General features: G+C 68.0%; 12 protein-coding genes and 4 tRNA genes. 6 read left to right on the top strand and 10 right to left on the bottom strand.

What is annotated here, in order from left to right; genetic code table 11:
- Positions 1–58: 58 nt before the first annotated feature.
- Complete coding sequence (locus tag IEY60_RS18910; RefSeq protein ID WP_189030098.1) at positions 59–2,122, bottom strand: LCP family protein; 2,064 nt, start codon at positions 2,120–2,122, stop codon at positions 59–61.
- A 183-nt stretch (positions 2,123–2,305) separates the two neighbouring features.
- Positions 2,306–3,460: a tRNA dihydrouridine synthase DusB gene (gene dusB / locus IEY60_RS18915; protein WP_189030100.1), complete on the bottom strand. Its 1,155-nt coding sequence runs from the start codon at positions 3,458–3,460 to the stop codon at positions 2,306–2,308.
- 203 nt (positions 3,461–3,663) lie between these two features.
- On the opposite strand from dusB, the gene IEY60_RS18920 reads away from it, so the two are divergent.
- Positions 3,664–4,248: a hypothetical protein gene (locus IEY60_RS18920; protein ID WP_189030102.1), complete on the top strand. Its 585-nt coding sequence runs from the start codon at positions 3,664–3,666 to the stop codon at positions 4,246–4,248.
- A 62-nt stretch (positions 4,249–4,310) separates the two neighbouring features.
- On the opposite strand, the gene IEY60_RS18925 is transcribed toward IEY60_RS18920, so the two are convergent.
- Together IEY60_RS18925 and IEY60_RS18930 are read right to left on the bottom strand one after the other, a co-directional pair.
- The gene (locus IEY60_RS18925; protein WP_189030104.1) at positions 4,311–5,267 is read right to left on the bottom strand and encodes an acyl-ACP desaturase; all 957 of its coding nucleotides are present in this window, start codon (positions 5,265–5,267) and stop codon (positions 4,311–4,313) included.
- Positions 5,268–5,496: 229 nt separating this feature from the next.
- Complete coding sequence (locus IEY60_RS18930; RefSeq protein WP_189030106.1) at positions 5,497–6,090, bottom strand: DUF937 domain-containing protein; 594 nt, start codon at positions 6,088–6,090, stop codon at positions 5,497–5,499.
- A 228-nt stretch (positions 6,091–6,318) separates the two neighbouring features.
- Between IEY60_RS18930 and IEY60_RS18935 the strand changes: the two genes are divergently transcribed.
- A complete protein-coding gene (locus IEY60_RS18935; RefSeq protein WP_189030108.1) occupies positions 6,319–9,345 on the top strand; it encodes a toll/interleukin-1 receptor domain-containing protein in 3,027 nt (1,008 codons plus the stop codon).
- 184 nt (positions 9,346–9,529) lie between these two features.
- Here the strand turns inward: IEY60_RS18935 and IEY60_RS18940 are convergent.
- Positions 9,530–9,605, bottom strand: a tRNA-Lys gene (locus tag IEY60_RS18940).
- 793 nt (positions 9,606–10,398) lie between these two features.
- On the opposite strand from IEY60_RS18940, the gene IEY60_RS18945 reads away from it, so the two are divergent.
- The 4 genes from IEY60_RS18945 to IEY60_RS18960 all read left to right on the top strand — a co-directional run bounded on the left by IEY60_RS18945 (position 10,399) and on the right by IEY60_RS18960 (position 11,474).
- Positions 10,399–11,070: a TetR family transcriptional regulator gene (locus tag IEY60_RS18945; protein ID WP_189030110.1), complete on the top strand. Its 672-nt coding sequence runs from the start codon at positions 10,399–10,401 to the stop codon at positions 11,068–11,070.
- Between the two features lie 92 nt (positions 11,071–11,162).
- A tRNA-Glu gene (locus IEY60_RS18950) sits at positions 11,163–11,235 on the top strand.
- Between the two features lie 30 nt (positions 11,236–11,265).
- A tRNA-Asp gene (locus IEY60_RS18955) sits at positions 11,266–11,339 on the top strand.
- A gap of 58 nt (positions 11,340–11,397) precedes the next feature.
- Positions 11,398–11,474 (top strand) — tRNA-Phe (locus IEY60_RS18960).
- 42 nt (positions 11,475–11,516) lie between these two features.
- Here the strand turns inward: IEY60_RS18960 and IEY60_RS18965 are convergent.
- The 5 genes from IEY60_RS18965 to IEY60_RS18985 are packed head-to-tail and all read right to left on the bottom strand — an operon-like array spanning position 11,517 to position 15,621.
- Complete coding sequence (locus IEY60_RS18965) at positions 11,517–12,206, bottom strand: TetR/AcrR family transcriptional regulator (protein ID WP_229739948.1); 690 nt, start codon at positions 12,204–12,206, stop codon at positions 11,517–11,519.
- A 50-nt stretch (positions 12,207–12,256) separates the two neighbouring features.
- Positions 12,257–13,240, bottom strand: a complete 984-nt coding sequence (locus IEY60_RS18970; protein WP_189030112.1) for an NADPH:quinone oxidoreductase family protein — start codon at positions 13,238–13,240, stop codon at positions 12,257–12,259.
- A 14-nt stretch (positions 13,241–13,254) separates the two neighbouring features.
- Positions 13,255–14,286, bottom strand: coding sequence for a phosphotransferase family protein (locus tag IEY60_RS18975; RefSeq protein WP_189030114.1), 1,032 nt, complete (start codon positions 14,284–14,286; stop codon positions 13,255–13,257).
- Positions 14,279–14,401: a hypothetical protein gene (locus tag IEY60_RS36250; RefSeq protein ID WP_268241481.1), complete on the bottom strand. Its 123-nt coding sequence runs from the start codon at positions 14,399–14,401 to the stop codon at positions 14,279–14,281. The genes IEY60_RS18975 and IEY60_RS36250 overlap by 8 nt, the downstream gene beginning before the upstream one ends.
- Positions 14,401–15,621 (bottom strand): acyl-CoA dehydrogenase family protein, encoded by a 1,221-nt coding sequence (locus tag IEY60_RS18985; RefSeq protein ID WP_189030116.1) that lies wholly within the window; start codon positions 15,619–15,621, stop codon positions 14,401–14,403. The genes IEY60_RS36250 and IEY60_RS18985 overlap by 1 nt, the downstream gene beginning before the upstream one ends.
- Positions 15,622–15,626: the final 5 nt, after the last annotated feature.

Here is a 15,626-nt window from a genome sequence, read left to right on the forward strand (position 1 = left end):
CCCAACGGCGGGTGAATGCCGCGTGGCAGTGTCGTGCCAGCTCAGCCCGGGTGGTCGATCAATCGCAGCTGGTGTCGGCGGCGTTCATGTGTTCGAGGTCGGACGGGAGGGCCACCGGTGCGGCCGCGATCGCTTTGCCGGTCTCCACGTTGGGGATCTCGGTACCGACCGCGGTGGGGGTGCGGACCTGTCCGGCGAAGGTCGAACCGAGGATGACCTCGACGATCCCGTCCAGGTTGTCGTCGCGTTCGATGACCGCACCGGGGATCGAGCTGGCGACGGTCGCGGCCGCCGCTTCGTTGCCCATCGAGTAGTGCACGACCGTCGACTCGCTGCCGTCGGGGTAGTTCCCGACGCTGTAGATCCCGAAACCCATCGTGCTGAGCTTGTTGGCGGCCTGCTGCGCGACGCCGGTGCGGCCGGTTCCGTTGGACACCCGGACCGACACCGATCCCGGACTGACGGCATACACCTTGGGCGCCTGCGTCGGCGGCGCTTCGGCCGAGCTGGTGACCGGCGGGGCGGTCTCCTCACCGGGCAGCGGCTGGTCGTCGATGATCGCGCGGAAGATCGCCTTGATATCGGACTCGCGCGGAATCTCGTTGCCGTACGACGTGGTCCCTGCGGTCGGCGCGGTAATGAACGTCACCGCACCGGCATTGACCTTCTGCAGCGATCGGCCGAGCAGCATCAGGTCCTGGGTGCCGACGCCGTCGACGAACGTGTGCTGCCGGAACGCTTCGACGAAGCCTTGCAGCTTGCCCGGGTCGAGCAGCACCTTGCTCGACAACGCCCCGCGGAGCAGGGCGGCCAGGAACTGCTGTTGCCGGTGGATCCGGTCGTAGTCGCTGCGCTCCTCGCCAACGACGTGGCGTGCGCGCACGTAGTTGAGTGCGGTCTCACCGTTGACGCGCTGCTTGCCCGAAGTCTCCAGGACCGTGCCGAGTACTCCGTCGATGATCGGCTTGGTGGAGCAGACCTCGACGCCGTCGACCTGGTCGACCATCGCCTGGAATCCGGCGAAGTCGATGCCGATGAAGTGGCCGATACTCAGACCCGACATCTTGCGCACCACGTCGACCAGGCAGCGGGGGCCGCCGAGCGCGTAGACGGCATTGAGCTTGTCACCCATCGCCAAGGGGAACTTCTGATCGGTGTAGGCGGCCTTCTCGTTGTCCCAGCCCGCGCACTGCGGCCGGGTGACGTCGAGGTCACGAGGGAAGGAGACAACGACGACACGCGAACGGTTCTTCGGGATGTGCACCAGCATGACCGTGTCGGCGCGCGCGCCTTCGGCGTCGTCGGTGGTGCCGGCGCCCAGGTCGGCGTTGACGCCCGCCCTGGTGTCGGTGCCGACGATCAGATAGTTCTCGTCACCGAGCTGCATGTCGCCGTCGAGCACGTCCTCGGTGGTGCCGTCGAGCGCCGAGACCTGGGTGAAGCTGTTGTTGGTGGCACGCAGGTAGCTCCAGCCGCCGCCGGTGACGACCAGCGCCAGCACCGCGAAGAACGTGCACGCGACCCGGCCTGCCATCCGCGCCTGGTTGCCGCGGCGGCCGTCGGCCGGGGGACGGCGCGGCGGTGCGGCGGCGGCCTTGACCGGCCTGGCGCGCTGCGGCGGCTCGGCGGTGATCGCGGGCAGGATGTCGGTGGCCGGATCGCCGATCGGATCGTGGGCGCGGCGCGGGGCGGCGGGCTTACGCCCGCCACGGCCCGGCTCGGGCACCTGGGCCGGCAGCGCGGTGGTCGCGGTGCGGTCGGCGGGGGATTCGGCGCGATGCGGTTTGCCTGCGATGTCGTCGACGACGGGCGAGCCGTCGGTGCGCGGGAGGTCGGGACGCTGGGTGGGGCGCGGCGCCTGCTCGCGAGCCCGGCGGCCCGCACGCGAACCCGCATCGGCGTCGGGGGCGGGGCGCCTGCCGCGCCTGGTGCGTTCGCTGTCGACGCGGTCGACGAGGTCCTGCACTGTCAGTGGCGCCGCACCGGGGTCCTGCGCCGCGTCCGCGTGCCTGGAACGTCGCGCACCGGTGTCGGGCTGCTCGGTGGGTTCGGCCGTCGGGTAGCGCTCCCAGGGGGCGCGACTTCCGGGCCGGGGCGTTCGCCCGCGCCGATCGTCACCCACCAACGAACCTCACTTCTTCTATCTGCCGCAGCATGCGCGTCACCGACGGCTCCGATTCGTACCGCAGCCGAACGATGTCCGCAATGATAACGATTCCGCCACGAGTAGCCACTCCTGTGCGCAAACGAATCGAAGGCGAACTCGTTGCGCACCGATGACAAAGGCAGGCTGACCTGGCCGGAATCAGCCGCCGCTGTGCATCACATCGGCTGCCGAGGGAACGGTGTCGTCCTCGGGATCGTCGAGCCAGCCGTCGGGGAGCGCGACCTTGGCCTGCGGTGAGCCCTGGCGGCCGCGCGGGCCGAGGGCGTCGGTGGGGAAGGGGGCGGACGGGTCGAGCTGACCGATCAGGTCCTCGAGCTGAGTCAGCCGGGAGACGGTGGCGAAGCTGCGGCGCAGCTGCGAGCCGACCGGGAAGCCCATCAGGTACCAGGCCATGTGCTTGCGGATGTCGCGCATGGCCTTGTCTTCACCGTCGTGCTCGGTGAGCAGGGTCGCGTGCCGCAGCAGGATCTCGCCGACGCGCCCGAGCACGGGTCCGTCGGGGATGGGCTCGCCGCGCAGCGCGGCGCTGAGTTCGGCGAACAGCCACGGGCGGCCGAGGCAGCCGCGGCCGACGACGACGCCGTCGCAGCCGGTCTCGTTCATCATCCGCAGCGCGTCGTCGGCGGAGAAGATGTCGCCGTTGCCGAGCACGGGGATGGTGGTGACGGCTTCCTTGAGCCGGGCGATGGCCGACCAGTCGGCCGCGCCGGAGTACAGCTGGGCCGCGGTGCGGGCGTGCAGCGCCACGGCGGCCGCGCCCTCGGCCTCGGCGATGCGACCGGTGTCCAGGTAGGTCTGGTGGTCGTCGTCGATGCCGATGCGGAACTTGAAGGTCACCGGGACACCGGCGGGTTCGGCCGCCTGCACCATCTCCCGGACGATGTTGGCGAAGAGCCTGCGCTTGTACGGCAGCGCCGAGCCGCCGCCGAGCCTGGTCACCTTGCGGACGGGGCAGCCGAGATTGAGGTCGATGTGATCGGCCCAGCCCTCGCCGACGATGATCCGCACCGCCTCGCCGAGGGTCTTCGGATCGACGCCGTAGAGCTGCATCGAGCGCGGGTTCTCATCGGCGTCGAACGACATCATGTGCAGCGTCTTCTCGTTGCGCTCGACCACCGCGCGGGCGGTGATCATCTCGCACACGTAGATCGAGGTCGAGCTGCCGAACTCGCGGCACAGCTTGCGGAACGCCTGATTCGTGATGCCCGCCATGGGCGCGAGCACGACCGGCGGATCGACCGGGTACGGTCCGATCCGCAGCGCCGTGGGGGCCTGGGGCAACGTCGAAGTCACCCGGTCATTGTCGCATCCGGCCCGATGTGATCGATCTCGCGTCCTGGGGCTTTTCCCCGGGTCATGGCCGCCGGTGCGACCGCGACGACACGGTTTACCTGGTACGCGGTGTCCATGGTGTGCTCGCGGGCTCAGTAGCCTGTGTCTGCTGGCATCGTCGCCTCCGGCGGTGCGCTGTCCCCACGTAATCGGAGAAACCACCCATGGCCGAACCCGCTGACGACGCCACCGACCCGACCGAAACCGCACCAGCCCAGCCGGGCAAGGGCACGGTCGCGGTGCGGGTCTCGACGCTGATCGGCGGCGCCGTGATCGCCGTCCTCGCGATCATCGCCCTCGTGCTCGGCGTGCTGCTCGGCTCGGCGCGTTCCGATCTCTCCGACCTGAAGGCCCAGGACGCCGACAACGCGAAGGCCGAGCAGATCGCCCTCGACTACGCCGTCGGCTCGGCGACGCTGAACTACCAGGACGTCAACGCCTGGGTGGCCAAGCTGAAGGCGGGCACCTCGCCGGAGCTCTCGGCCAAGTTCGACGCCACCGGCGCCAAGCTCGAGCAGATCATCATCCCGCTGAAGTGGACCTCCGCCGCGACGCCGATCACCGCCAAGGTGATGTCGCACGAGGGCGAGGTCTACAAGGTCGCCGCCTTCGTCGACGTGAGCACCACCAACGCCCAGAACCCCGACGGCCTGCGCAACACGGTCACCTACAACATCACCGTCGACGCGGGCAAGGACTGGAAGATCACCGACGTCGGCAGCACCGACGGCGCCCTGCCGACCAAGTAGCCCGCACCGACGACAACGCCCGCCCTCCGAACGCGGAGGGCGGGCGTTGGTCGTTGTGCGGGCTAGACGCGGGCCAGTTCGAGCTTCTTGGCTTCGCGGGCGAGCATCTTGTCGCGCTGCTCCTCGAACTTGAGCACGTCCTGGCCCAGCTTGTCGAGGAACCCGGCCAGGCGCTCACGGGTGGCCTCACCGCGGGCGGTGAAGTCGGTGCGCTCGAAGATGTTCCACTTCTTGAGCACCGGCTGGACGACCTCTTCGAGGTGCTGACGCAGGTCGTAGATGCCGTGCTTGGCCATCAGGACGCCGTTGCGGCGGAAGTTCGGCATACCGGCGCCGGGCATCTGGAAGTTCTCGACGATGAGCGAGATGGCCTCGATCGCCTGATCGGGCGACAGATCCAGGGCGGCGCCGCAGAGGTTGCGGTAGAAGATCATGTGCAGGTTCTCGTCGGCGGCGACGCGCTGCAGCATGCGGTCGGCGATCGGGTCGTCGCACACCTTGCCGGTGTTGCGGTGACTCACGCGCGTGGCCAGCTCCTGGAAGGTCACGTAGGCGACCGAGTGCAGGAAGCCGGCGTCCACCTCGGTGGGCGAGGCGAAACCGTTGGTCATGTGGATCATGCGGGCGTTCTCGAGCGCCACCGGATCGACGCCGCGGGTGACCACCAGGTAGTCGCGCATCACGATGCCGTGCCGGTTCTCCTCGGCGGTCCAGCGACCGACCCAGGTGCCCCAGGCGCCGTCCTGGGAGAAGTTCTCGGCGATCTCACGGTGGTAGGACGGCAGGTTGTCCTCGGTGAGCAGGTTGGTGATCATGGCCGCCTTGGCGACCTCGTTGAGCTTGGACTGCTCCGGATCCCAATCGATGCCGCCCATGGCGGCGAAGTTGCGGCCCTCATCCCACGGGACGTAGTCGTGGGGATGCCATTCCTTGGCCAGCGACAGGTGCCGGTTGACGTTTTCTTCGGCAACCGGCTCCAACTCCGTGAGCAGTTCGAGTTGAGTCAGATCCCTTGCCATGTAAAAACCCTTCGCTGTCGTGCTTACGGTCGAACGTCGCGATGCGGCCATACCTTACGGCACCGTAGGTGTGATGCGAAACGCAACTGAGCGGATTTCCGCCGAAGTTGAGCAACGCCACAACCTCGGCCGACGCCGTCTCGTCGTGCTGCCGAGTCTAGGTGCTCGGCCCGCAGCGTAGGGTCTATCGCTGCGGGCCGCGCGACGTTAGCTCCCGGTGGGAAAACTCTCAGCGCTTGCCGCCGAGCAGCCCGCCGAGAATGCCGCCGAGACCGCCGCCCGCGTTCTTCGACAGTGCCTCGCCGATCACCCCGCCGAGCCCGCCGCTGTTGGTGCTGCCGCCGATGAGCCCGCCGAGCAGGTCGCCCAGACCGCCGCCGGAGGCCTGCGGCTGGGGCGCCGGTGCGGCCGCGCCGCCACCGCCGGTGAGCTGCTTGGCGACGTAGGCGAGCACGATGGGCGCCAGGATCGGCAGCAGCTTGCCGATCAGGTCGTTGCCGCCGGTCCCGCCGGTGCCGCCCAAAGCGCTGATAACGGTGTTCTTCTCGTCACCGAAGACGTTGTCGACGATCTTCTCGCCGTCGGCGACGTCGACCTGCTGCAGATCGACAGCGCCGTCACCTTCGACGAGCCCGCCGTGGTTGTCGAGCGCGCCGAGCAGCGACGCCGCGCCCTGCGGTTCGGCCGCGTTGGCCTGCAGCCCGCCGAGCAGCGTCGGCAGTGCGGCCTGGACGGCGCTCGTCGCGGTCGCCTGGTCGACGCCGAGCTGGTCGGCGATCTGGGCGATCGGTACCTGGGAGAGCAAATCATCGAAGGAAGTCATCGGCTCCGCCTGTGTCGAGGGGTGCCCGGTAGCGCCCGGGTCACGCTCAGGGTAGGGGGCCGAGATGCCGGAACCCCTGGTTTCGGCGGCGTCTGCGTGCGGCGCGTCGCCACGTGACGTTGGATCGCGCGGCCCCGATGCCGAACCCGAGTAGCCGGGTACTCGTGATCCGAGCCTGTCGTGGGAGGACTGTCGAGGGGAACGGTCGTCCCGTGCTGGGAGAAGACGATGGGTGAGTCGATGACGATCGCGGCGGATCCGCCGCCGGGTCCCGCGCCGATCTCTGCCTACGACGCGTTCTTGTCGTATTCGCACGCCGACCGCGCTGTCGCGGCGGGCATCCAGAAGGGCCTGCACCGCATCGGCCGCCGGATGGGGCGACTGCACGCGCTACGGGTGTTCCGCGATGCGACGGACCTGACCGCGAGCCCTGATCTGTGGGGCAAGGTCGCCGAGGCGATGGATCAGGCTCGGTACTGCATCGTGGTGCTGTCGCCGCACTCGGCCGTTTCGGAATGGGTCGACCGCGAGATCGAGTACTGGCTGCGTACGCGAGGTCCGGAACAGTTGCTGTTCGTCGTCGCGGGCGGAAAGGTGAAGTGGGATCGGCACACTCAACGCTTCGATCCGGAGCGATCGACCGTGGCTTTGCCGGTTTCGACCCGCCCGGGCGTGCTGCCTACCGAGCCGCTCTACGTCGACGTCACCGAGGACGCGCCGTGGGACCCACGTGCCCCGCTGCTCCGGGAGAAGCTCACCGACCTGGCCGCTCCGATCCACGGCAAGCCGAAATACGAACTGGCGGGGGAGGATCTGCGTGAGCATCGCCGGTTTCGTCGCGTGCGGCGCACCGCCGTCGTGAGTCTGGTGCTGCTCACAATCCTCGCGCTTGCTGCCGCCTATATCGCCGTCGACCGGCAGCGGGAGGCCGAGCGCCAGCGCAATCAGGCGATCGCGTTGCGGTTGGTCTCCGAGGCCGAAGCGATGCTGGGTGGTGCGCGGCCGCGCGACGATATCCGGGCGATCCAGCAGACCCTCGCCGCTGCGCAGATCGCACCCGACTTCGACGAGGGCGGGTTGCTGCGGACGCTGAATGCCGCAGCGGCGGTGGACAAGATCGTCCAGACCGGTAAGCCGTACGGTCCGAGCCGCTATATCTATGATCCTGCCGCGACGGCTGAGCACCTTCGCACAGCCAAGCCCGACTTCAGCATCGCCTTCAGCCCGGCAGGCGACCGGATCCTCACCAGCGGCGTGGAGATGCGGCTGTGGGACGCAGCGACCGGGACCCGGATCGATCGAGTCTTCGAACCGGAGCCGCGCGCCCTGCGCGCGGTGTTCAGTCCGGATGGCGGCCGGATCGCCGCGACCACCCCGGACAACGCGGTGCAGATCTGGGAAACCGACACCGGCAAGTCCGCCGCGCCGCCCCTCACGGGTCATCGGGACGGCGTCAACACCGTCGCATTTTCGCCGGACGGCCGGTCGGTGGCGTCCGGCGGGCAGGATGGCACAGTCAGGTGGTGGGACATCGTCGGCAGTCGCTCGGAGCAATTCACCGGCCACGACGGCGCGGTGCACTCAGTCGCGTTCAGCCCCGACGGTAGGCACCTCGTCTCCGGTGGAGAGGACACCACCGTACGAATCTGGAACGTCGAATCTCCCACGGCCGCACCCGAAACCCTGCGACAGCACAAGTATCCCGTGAAGACCGTCGCGTGGAGCCCTGATGGGCGGCGCATCGCGTCTGGAAGTTCCGGTGCGGTCAGGGCGGAAGACCATGTGCCCGAGCTCGGGATGGCGCTGATGCTCTGGGACGCCGACACGCGCCGACCCATGGGCACACCGCTTCTCGGGCATGAGGGGGTGGTCAGTGCCGTCGCTTTCAGTCCCGATAGCACCAGGCTGGCCTCCGGAGCGTCCGACAACACGGTGCGACTGTGGAACGCGGAAACCGGCAGCGCGGAAGGGGCACCGCTGGCAGGCCACGCGGGGGCTGTCATGGGTGTGGTGTTCAGTCCCGACGACCGCCGCCTCGCCTCCACCGCGTGGGACGGGACGCTGCGCGTCTGGAACATCGGCCAGTCCAGCTCGCTCGGCGCGCCCTGGCCGGCGGACAGCAGCTCGCCCAGGGCCGGTTACGGCCCGGTGCTGACGGTCGAGTCCGATGGACGGCGACTGGTCAAGCAAGACCGCATGAATGCGTCGGTCTGGATCGTCGACTCGCAGACCGGCCGTAACATCGGGCCCTTGGCCGACTACCCCGACGACTACAGCGCCCGAGCGGCGATCAGCGAGGACGGCAGTCGCGTCGCCGTCGCCGGCCCAGACAGATCGGTCACCTTCTACGACACTGAGACAGGCAAGCAGGTCGGCCGTCCGCTGACCGGATTCGGTGAGCCGGTGGGCGCGCTGGAATTCGGTGCTCGCGGCAGCCGCCTGGCTACGGTCACCACCGGAAACGTAGTGCAGCTGTGGAACACCGAAACCGCCGCACCCGTCGGCGGCCCGTTCGAAGGGTTGCCCGAGGTCGACCGGATCGCGCTCAGCCCGGACGGCCGCTATCTCGCCGCCGTCGGCGACAAGACCTTGCGACTGTGGAATACCGAAACCGGTACACCGATCGGCGGCCCGATGACTGGACACACCGCCGGCTTCAGCACCCTCGAATTCGACGCCGCAGGAACACGCCTGCTCACACACAGCGATTCGGTACGACTGTGGGACGTGCGCACCGGTGTCATGGTCAAGGAACTCCGTGCCCTGGGAATCTGGTCGGCGGCGATGGCTCCCGACGGTTCCATGTTCGTGACCGGCGAGGACACTGCCCTGCGCCGGTGGGATACGCGGACGGGCGAGCAGATCGGGCCCCCGATGGAAGGGCACACCTCGATGGTGCGCAGCTTGGCGATCAGCGCCGACAGTCGCTACATCGTCTCCGGTTCCGGCGACCAGACCCTGCGCTTCTGGGACCTGGACGACGGCCGCGCCATCGGCGAACCGTTGCACGGGTCACCAGGCTGGATCGAAGAAGTCTGGATCAGTGGGGACAGCACGATCGTCCGAACCAGACATTGGGGCTACGACAACAAATCCGCCATGTGGACGTGGCCCGGCCCCACCGCATGGACAGAGCTGCTGTGCGACAAGCTGACGTTCGAAATGAGCCGCCAACAGTGGTCGGACTGGGTTTCCCCCGATCTGGAGTATCGCCCCAGCTGCCCCGGCCTCCCACCTCATCCCGACGACCGCTGAACCAGCGCGAGCGTGGCGGGAATCACAGCAATACGGCCTGGGGGAACCGCAGACCAGGGGCGCAGGGCGGGAATCATCAGGACTTGGGACCGCTTCGGAGAGCGTTGTCGGCAGCCTTGTTGGCACGTCAGGCTCTACTTGATGATCCAACTAGGCCATAACCGCAGGTCAACCCTGTAAATCGTGGTGCCCCCTGTAGGACTCGAACCTACGACCTAGTGATTAAAAGTCACCAGCTCTACCAACTGAGCTAAAGGGGCGCGGAGGGGAGTCTAGCGGACGCCCCTCCGTCGGGCCGAATACCGGTCCCCAGCTCCGTCGTGGTGCCCGATCAACCCTGGTGGACGACGGTAACGAAGCTCCCGCCGCCGACGATTCCCGGTAAACAACTGGTACCCACCACCGTTCGCGCTTCAGGTCCCGGCATGGTATCGAATACTGTTGTCACGCAACAGGTTTCGATGAGCAGGGGATACGTGGTCGATCAGGTGGTCCGGTGTGGGCGCGGGTCTCGCGACCGTCGGGCGAACAGCAGGGGGTTCGCCCGACGGTCGTCGGCCTGGTCAACCGGGCTGTGCGCCTACGGAATTCATAGCCGACGAAACCATTCGGGTTGCGCCTCGTTTGCTGAACTGGATAACCGAACCGGATGTTCGGATGGGTGTTCCATTTGCCGCGTGTCGGCTCGCGAATGCGGGTACGGTGATCGCCTGGTGAATTTCGAAACAATCACCGGTGCTGCGTTGTTCGGCGCGCCGGTGCCGGTTGTGATGTCGAGGAATTCATCAAGGGTTCGAAGTGCCGGGGTAATCGCGAAGGATGCGCGAACCTTCGGCAAAGGGGCAGTCGTTACCGCAGGAGGAGGCGGTTCTCACAGGTAGTGGAGCCCGGGTGCGCCCCCTGCGGCGCACCCGGGCGGGCGAACTATACCAGCCGGCGGGGTACCGGCTTTTCTGCGAGATTTCATACCGAAAGTTTGTATTAAAACCACTATTCGCGTCAACGGTCGGTTATTGATCGATGGCGGTGAGAAGGTTCGGAGGCGTTTCGAGCATGGCACGGCAGCAAGAGCGGGCCCGCCGGACACGCGCGGCGATAATCAAGTCCGCGGCCGTCGAGTTCGGGAAGAGCGGATATGCCGCGGCATCGCTCAACCGCATTCTGGAAGGTTCGCGCGCGACCAAGGGCGCGATGTACTTCCACTTCGACTCCAAGGAAGATCTGGCGCGCGCGGTGCTGGAGACCGCGGTCGAGCGCTACCGCGCCTGCGCGGAACGCTGGCTGGCCCGTGCCGACCTCGGCCCGCTCGACGTGCTGCACGGGATGGTCGACGAGATCGCGCTGCGGCTCGAGCACGACACCATCGTGCAGGCCGAGTACCGGCTCGTGATCGAGCCCGACTTCCATCGCGACGCGGGCAACGGCGGCGGACGCATCGTCGGCCGCGCCACCCGGGTCCTCGCGGTGCGCGCGATCGACGACGGCCAGCTGCGCCCCGACACCGACCCCGACCGCTTCACCCGCACCCTCGCCGCGGCCCTGGCGGGCCAGCGCTATCTGGTCGACCCGATCGGCAACGGTTCGGCCGCGGACCTGCGTGCCCGCTTCGCCGAGGTGCTGGAGGTTATTGTCGAGGCGATGGCGACCCCGGTGTGGATCCAGAACTTCCGCAGCGACGGGTGGCGCGCACAAGCACGCCTCGATGACCTCGGTTTGGGCGCCTGACCAGGCGATTTGGAAGTCTGCGCACACCTGTCATAAGCTATGCGAGCTCCCAACGGAAACGTTGAAAGCCGGTCCGGAGAGATCCGGGACGAGCCCCCTTCGTCTAGCGGCCTAGGACGCCGCCCTTTCAAGGCGGTAGCGCGGGTTCGAATCCCGTAGGGGGTACAGTCTCCGGACTGTGTAGCAGTACAGCAAGGCCCTGTGGCGCAGTTGGTTAGCGCGCCGCCCTGTCACGGCGGAGGTCGCGGGTTCGAGTCCCGTCAGGGTCGCAAGTAAGCGCCGGAGTGATCCGGCGCTTCGCGTATGGCATTCAGTACGGGTGCCTGCGGCCAGGTAGCTCAGTTGGTACGAGCGTCCGCCTGAAAAGCGGAAGGTCGCCGGTTCGATCCCGGCCCTGGCCACCACAAAATCCCCTCACCAGTTCCTGGTAGAGGGGATTTTTTGCGTCAGTGGGTGGTGGGCATGCGCAGGGCGTTCACCCAGAGACGGGTGACGGTGTAGACGAGGTCGTCCATGGGGCGTGCTTCGCCGTCGAGGTGGCCGTCGCCGATGACGAAGTAGTTGAAGGCGAGGCGGCTGACCATCCCCGACAGGGCGCGTGAGGTCAGCATCGGGTCCAGTTCGGGGTCGGCCAGGCCGCGTTCCTGCAGGCTCGCGATGCTGCGGGCATTGCGGTGGATGAAGGCGTCGGCGCGGTCTTGGCGCAGCTTGCTGAACTCGGGGTCGATGTTGGCGACCTGTTCGAGCAGGCCCATCAGCTTGGCGTTGCGCTTGTAGGCCTCGAAGTAGGCCCGATTGCTCGCCTCGACGATCGAGGCGGGGTCGTCGTCACCGGCGACATGCTGCATGCCGGGATGCAGCATGTCTTCCTGGGCGTGTTCGAGGATCGCCGCGAAGATCTCTTCCTTGCCGGCGAAATAGGTGTAGAAGGTGCCCGAAGAGCAGTTGGCTTCCTGGGTGATGTCGACCAGCCGGGTGTCGAGGTAACCGAGCCGCTCGAACACCTTGCGGCCCGCGTCGATCAGGGCCGAACGTGTCCGCAGGCCGCGCGGGGTGGCGGGCAGCTCGCGCAACAGCGAAGTGCGCGCCATCGAGGGCAGCGCGCCTTCGCCGTCGGTGTCCGCGGGTCGATCCATGCTGTATTTATAGCGCGCGGCCGGGGTCGCGGCGCCCGGCGAGTCGCTGCTCAGGGGTGGAAGACGACTCGGCCGACCGTGCTGCCGTCGCCGAGCCTGCCGAGGCCGTCGGGGACATCGGCCAGCGAAAGCCGTTCGCTGATCAGCGGTTTCAGCTGACCCGCCGCGGCCAGCCGGGTCAGTTCGGTGTGGCAGTCGCGGATGGCCTGCTGGTTGTACTGCTTGTACAAGCCCCAGTGCAGGCCGATGATCGAGTAGTTCTTGATCAGCGCGTGGTTGAGCGCGGGCTGCGGGATGGTGCCGCCGGCGAAACCGATCACCAGGATGCGGCCCTCGAACGCGATGCACTTGGTCGACTTGGCGTAGGCGTCGCCGCCGACCGGGTCGTAGATCACGTCGGCGCCGCGCCCGCCGGTGAATTCCTTGACGATCGGCACGAAGTCCTCGGTGTGCCGGTCGATGACGAGGTCGGCGCCGAGCTCGCGGCAGTAGTCGGCCTTGTCCGGCCCGCCGACCACACCGATCACCGCCGCGCCCGCGGCCTTACCCAGCTGCACGGCGGTGCTGCCGACACCACCGGCCGCCGCGTGCACGAGCAGGGTCTCGCCTGCCCGCAGCTGGGTCCGCCGGTGCAGGGCGAACCAGCTCGTCTGATAGCCGATGCACAGGGCGGCGGCCTCGGCGTCGTCGAGCGAATCCGGTGCGGGGAAGACATTCTCCGCGTCCAGCACCGCCAGCTCGGCGAACGCGCCGCCGGGCAAGGTCGTGGTGCCGACAACGCGATCGCCGATCGCGAACCCGGTGACACCGGCACCGACCGCGACCACCGAGCCGCACAGTTCGACACCAGGCGTGAACGGCAGCGGCGGCTTCACCTGATACTGCCCGCGGCACAGCAGCACATCCGGGAAGTTGGCCGGTGCGGCGAGCACGCGCACCAGCACCTGCCCCGGTCCGGCAACGGGATCTTCGATGTCGTCGAGTCGCAGCACATCCCGTGGTTCGCCGAGCTCATCGACCTGCCAAGCCTTCATGCTGAATCCCTTCGCTAGATTCCCGCGTCGTCGGCGACGTCGCAGGCCAGACGCACCACGGCGTCGATTCGTTCGATGGTCGGCGTGCCCGCGGCTGCCTTGTTCATCGGGTTGTCCTGTGCCCGTCGCAGCACACCTTCGGCGATGATCGCGAGCTTCCACAGCCCGAGGACATGCCAGTACCGCAGCGCGGCCGGGTCGCGGCCGGTCAGCTCGAGGTACATCCGCGACATCTCGGCGCGGTCCGGGAACCCGTCGAGCGCGGAGGCGGGAAAGTCACCGCCGATGACTTCGCCCGGCTCGGCCCAGTAGGCGAGCATGCTGCCCATGTCGGCCAGCGGATCACCGAGGGTGGACAGCTCCCAGTCCAGCGCGGCCGTCACCGCACCCGTGTCGCGCGAGGTGATGATATTGCGCAGATGGAAGTCGCCGTGCACCAGGCACACCTCGTGCTGCTCGGGCACCGCGGCGGCGAGTCTGCGGGTGAGCTCGTCGATCTCGGGCAGCTCCCTGGTCTTGGAGTGCTCCCACTGCCCGCTCCAGCGCTTGAGCTGCCGCGGCGCGTACGGCTTGTGACTGGCGAGATCGGCCAGCCCGACGGCCGCCGGATCGACAGCGTGGATCCGGGCCAGGGTGGCCGTCAGCGATTCCGCGATCGCCCTGCGTCGCTGCGCAGTGAGCGACCGCGCGATCGGCATGGTGTCGATCACCTGCCCGTCCACGAACTCCATCAGTACCAGCGGCGCCTCGACGAGCGCCGGATCGGCGAGCACGCCGAAGATCCGCGGCACCGGCACCTCGGTGTGCTCGAGCGCGGCGATGATCCGCGCCTCCCGCACCACATCGTGGGCCGAGGCCAGCAGCTCACCGAGCGGCGGCCTGCGCAGCACCCACCGGCGCCCGGCCGCGTCGCTGACCAGATAGGTGAGATTCGACTGCCCGAGCCCGATCCGGTCGAATCGCAGCCGCCCCGCGTACTCGATGCCGAGCGTGCCCAACCACCGAGTCACCGTGTCGGGATCGACTCCGACGACAACCTCAGACACCGAGCGACGCTCCACTCCGGAACAGTGGCGCGTCACCGAGACGCTGCCCGCCGTCGATCACCATGACCTCACCGGTGACGATGGCGGTGCGGCCGGTCAGGTCGAGTCCGGTCATCAGTTGCTCTCCTTGCTGCGGTACTTCCCCAGTTCCTGGCGCGCGATGGCGCGCTTGTGCACCTCGTCGGGGCCGTCGGCCAGGCGCAGGGTGCGCAGCTGAGCCCAGGCCATGGCGAGCGGGAAGTCGTCGGTGACGCCACCGGCGCCGTGCACCTGGATCGCCCGGTCGAGGACCTTGAGCGCGATGGTCGGCGCGGCGACCTTGATCGCGGCGATCTCGGTGCGCGCCGCCTTGTTGCCGACGGTGTCCATCAGGTGCGCGGCCTTGAGCGTGAGCAGCCGGATCATCTCGATCTCGATGCGCGACTCGGCGATCCAGTCCTGGATATTGGCGTTCTCGGCGATCGGCTTGCCGAAGGTGACCCGCGACTGCGCCCGCTTGCACATCATCTCCAGCGCGCGTTCGGCCATGCCGATGCTGCGCATGCAGTGGTGGATGCGGCCGGGTCCGAGCCGGGCCTGGCTGATCGCGAAACCCTCGCCCTCACCCTTGAGCACGTCGGTGGCGGGCACCCGCACGTCGGCGAAGTCGATCTCGGCGTGGCCCTCGCGTTCGTGGTAGCCGAACACGGGCAGCCCGCGCAGGATCGTGACACCCGGCGCGTCGATCGGGACGACCATCATGGACTGCTGCCGGTGCGGCGCTGCCTGCGGATCGGTCTTGCCCATCACGATCAGCACCCGGCAGTTCGGGTGCAAGGCATTGGTGGCGAACCACTTTCGCCCGTTGAGCACGTACTCGTCGCCGTCCCGCACCATCGACAGTTCGACATTGGTGGCGTCGGAGCTGGCCACACCCGGTTCGGTCATCGCGAACGCCGAGGCCATGGTCCCGTCGAGCAGCGGTTCGAGGTACTTCTTCTTGTGCTCCTCGGTGCCGAACAGCTCGAGCACCTCCATGTTCCCGGTGTCGGGGGCATTGCAGTTGCAGGCCTCCGACGCGAGATGGCTGCGGCCCATGATCTCGGCCAGCGGCGCGTATTCGAGGTTGGTCAGGCCGGGGCCGCGACCGGGATGCGGATGGAAGAGGTTCCACAGGCCGCGCCGCTTGGCCTCGGCCTTGAGCTCTTCGAGGATCGGCGGCTGGAAGTGCGGGTTGCCCGCGGCGCGCATCTGCTCGTCGTAGACGGCTTCGGCCGGATAGACGTGCGTGTCCATGAAATCGAGCAGGTCGGCGCGGTACTTCTCGGCGCGCTCGGACAGATCGAACAGCGACATGAGTA

Source organism: Nocardia rhizosphaerihabitans (genome assembly GCF_014646295.1).
Lineage (GTDB): Bacteria > Actinomycetota > Actinomycetes > Mycobacteriales > Mycobacteriaceae > Nocardia > Nocardia rhizosphaerihabitans.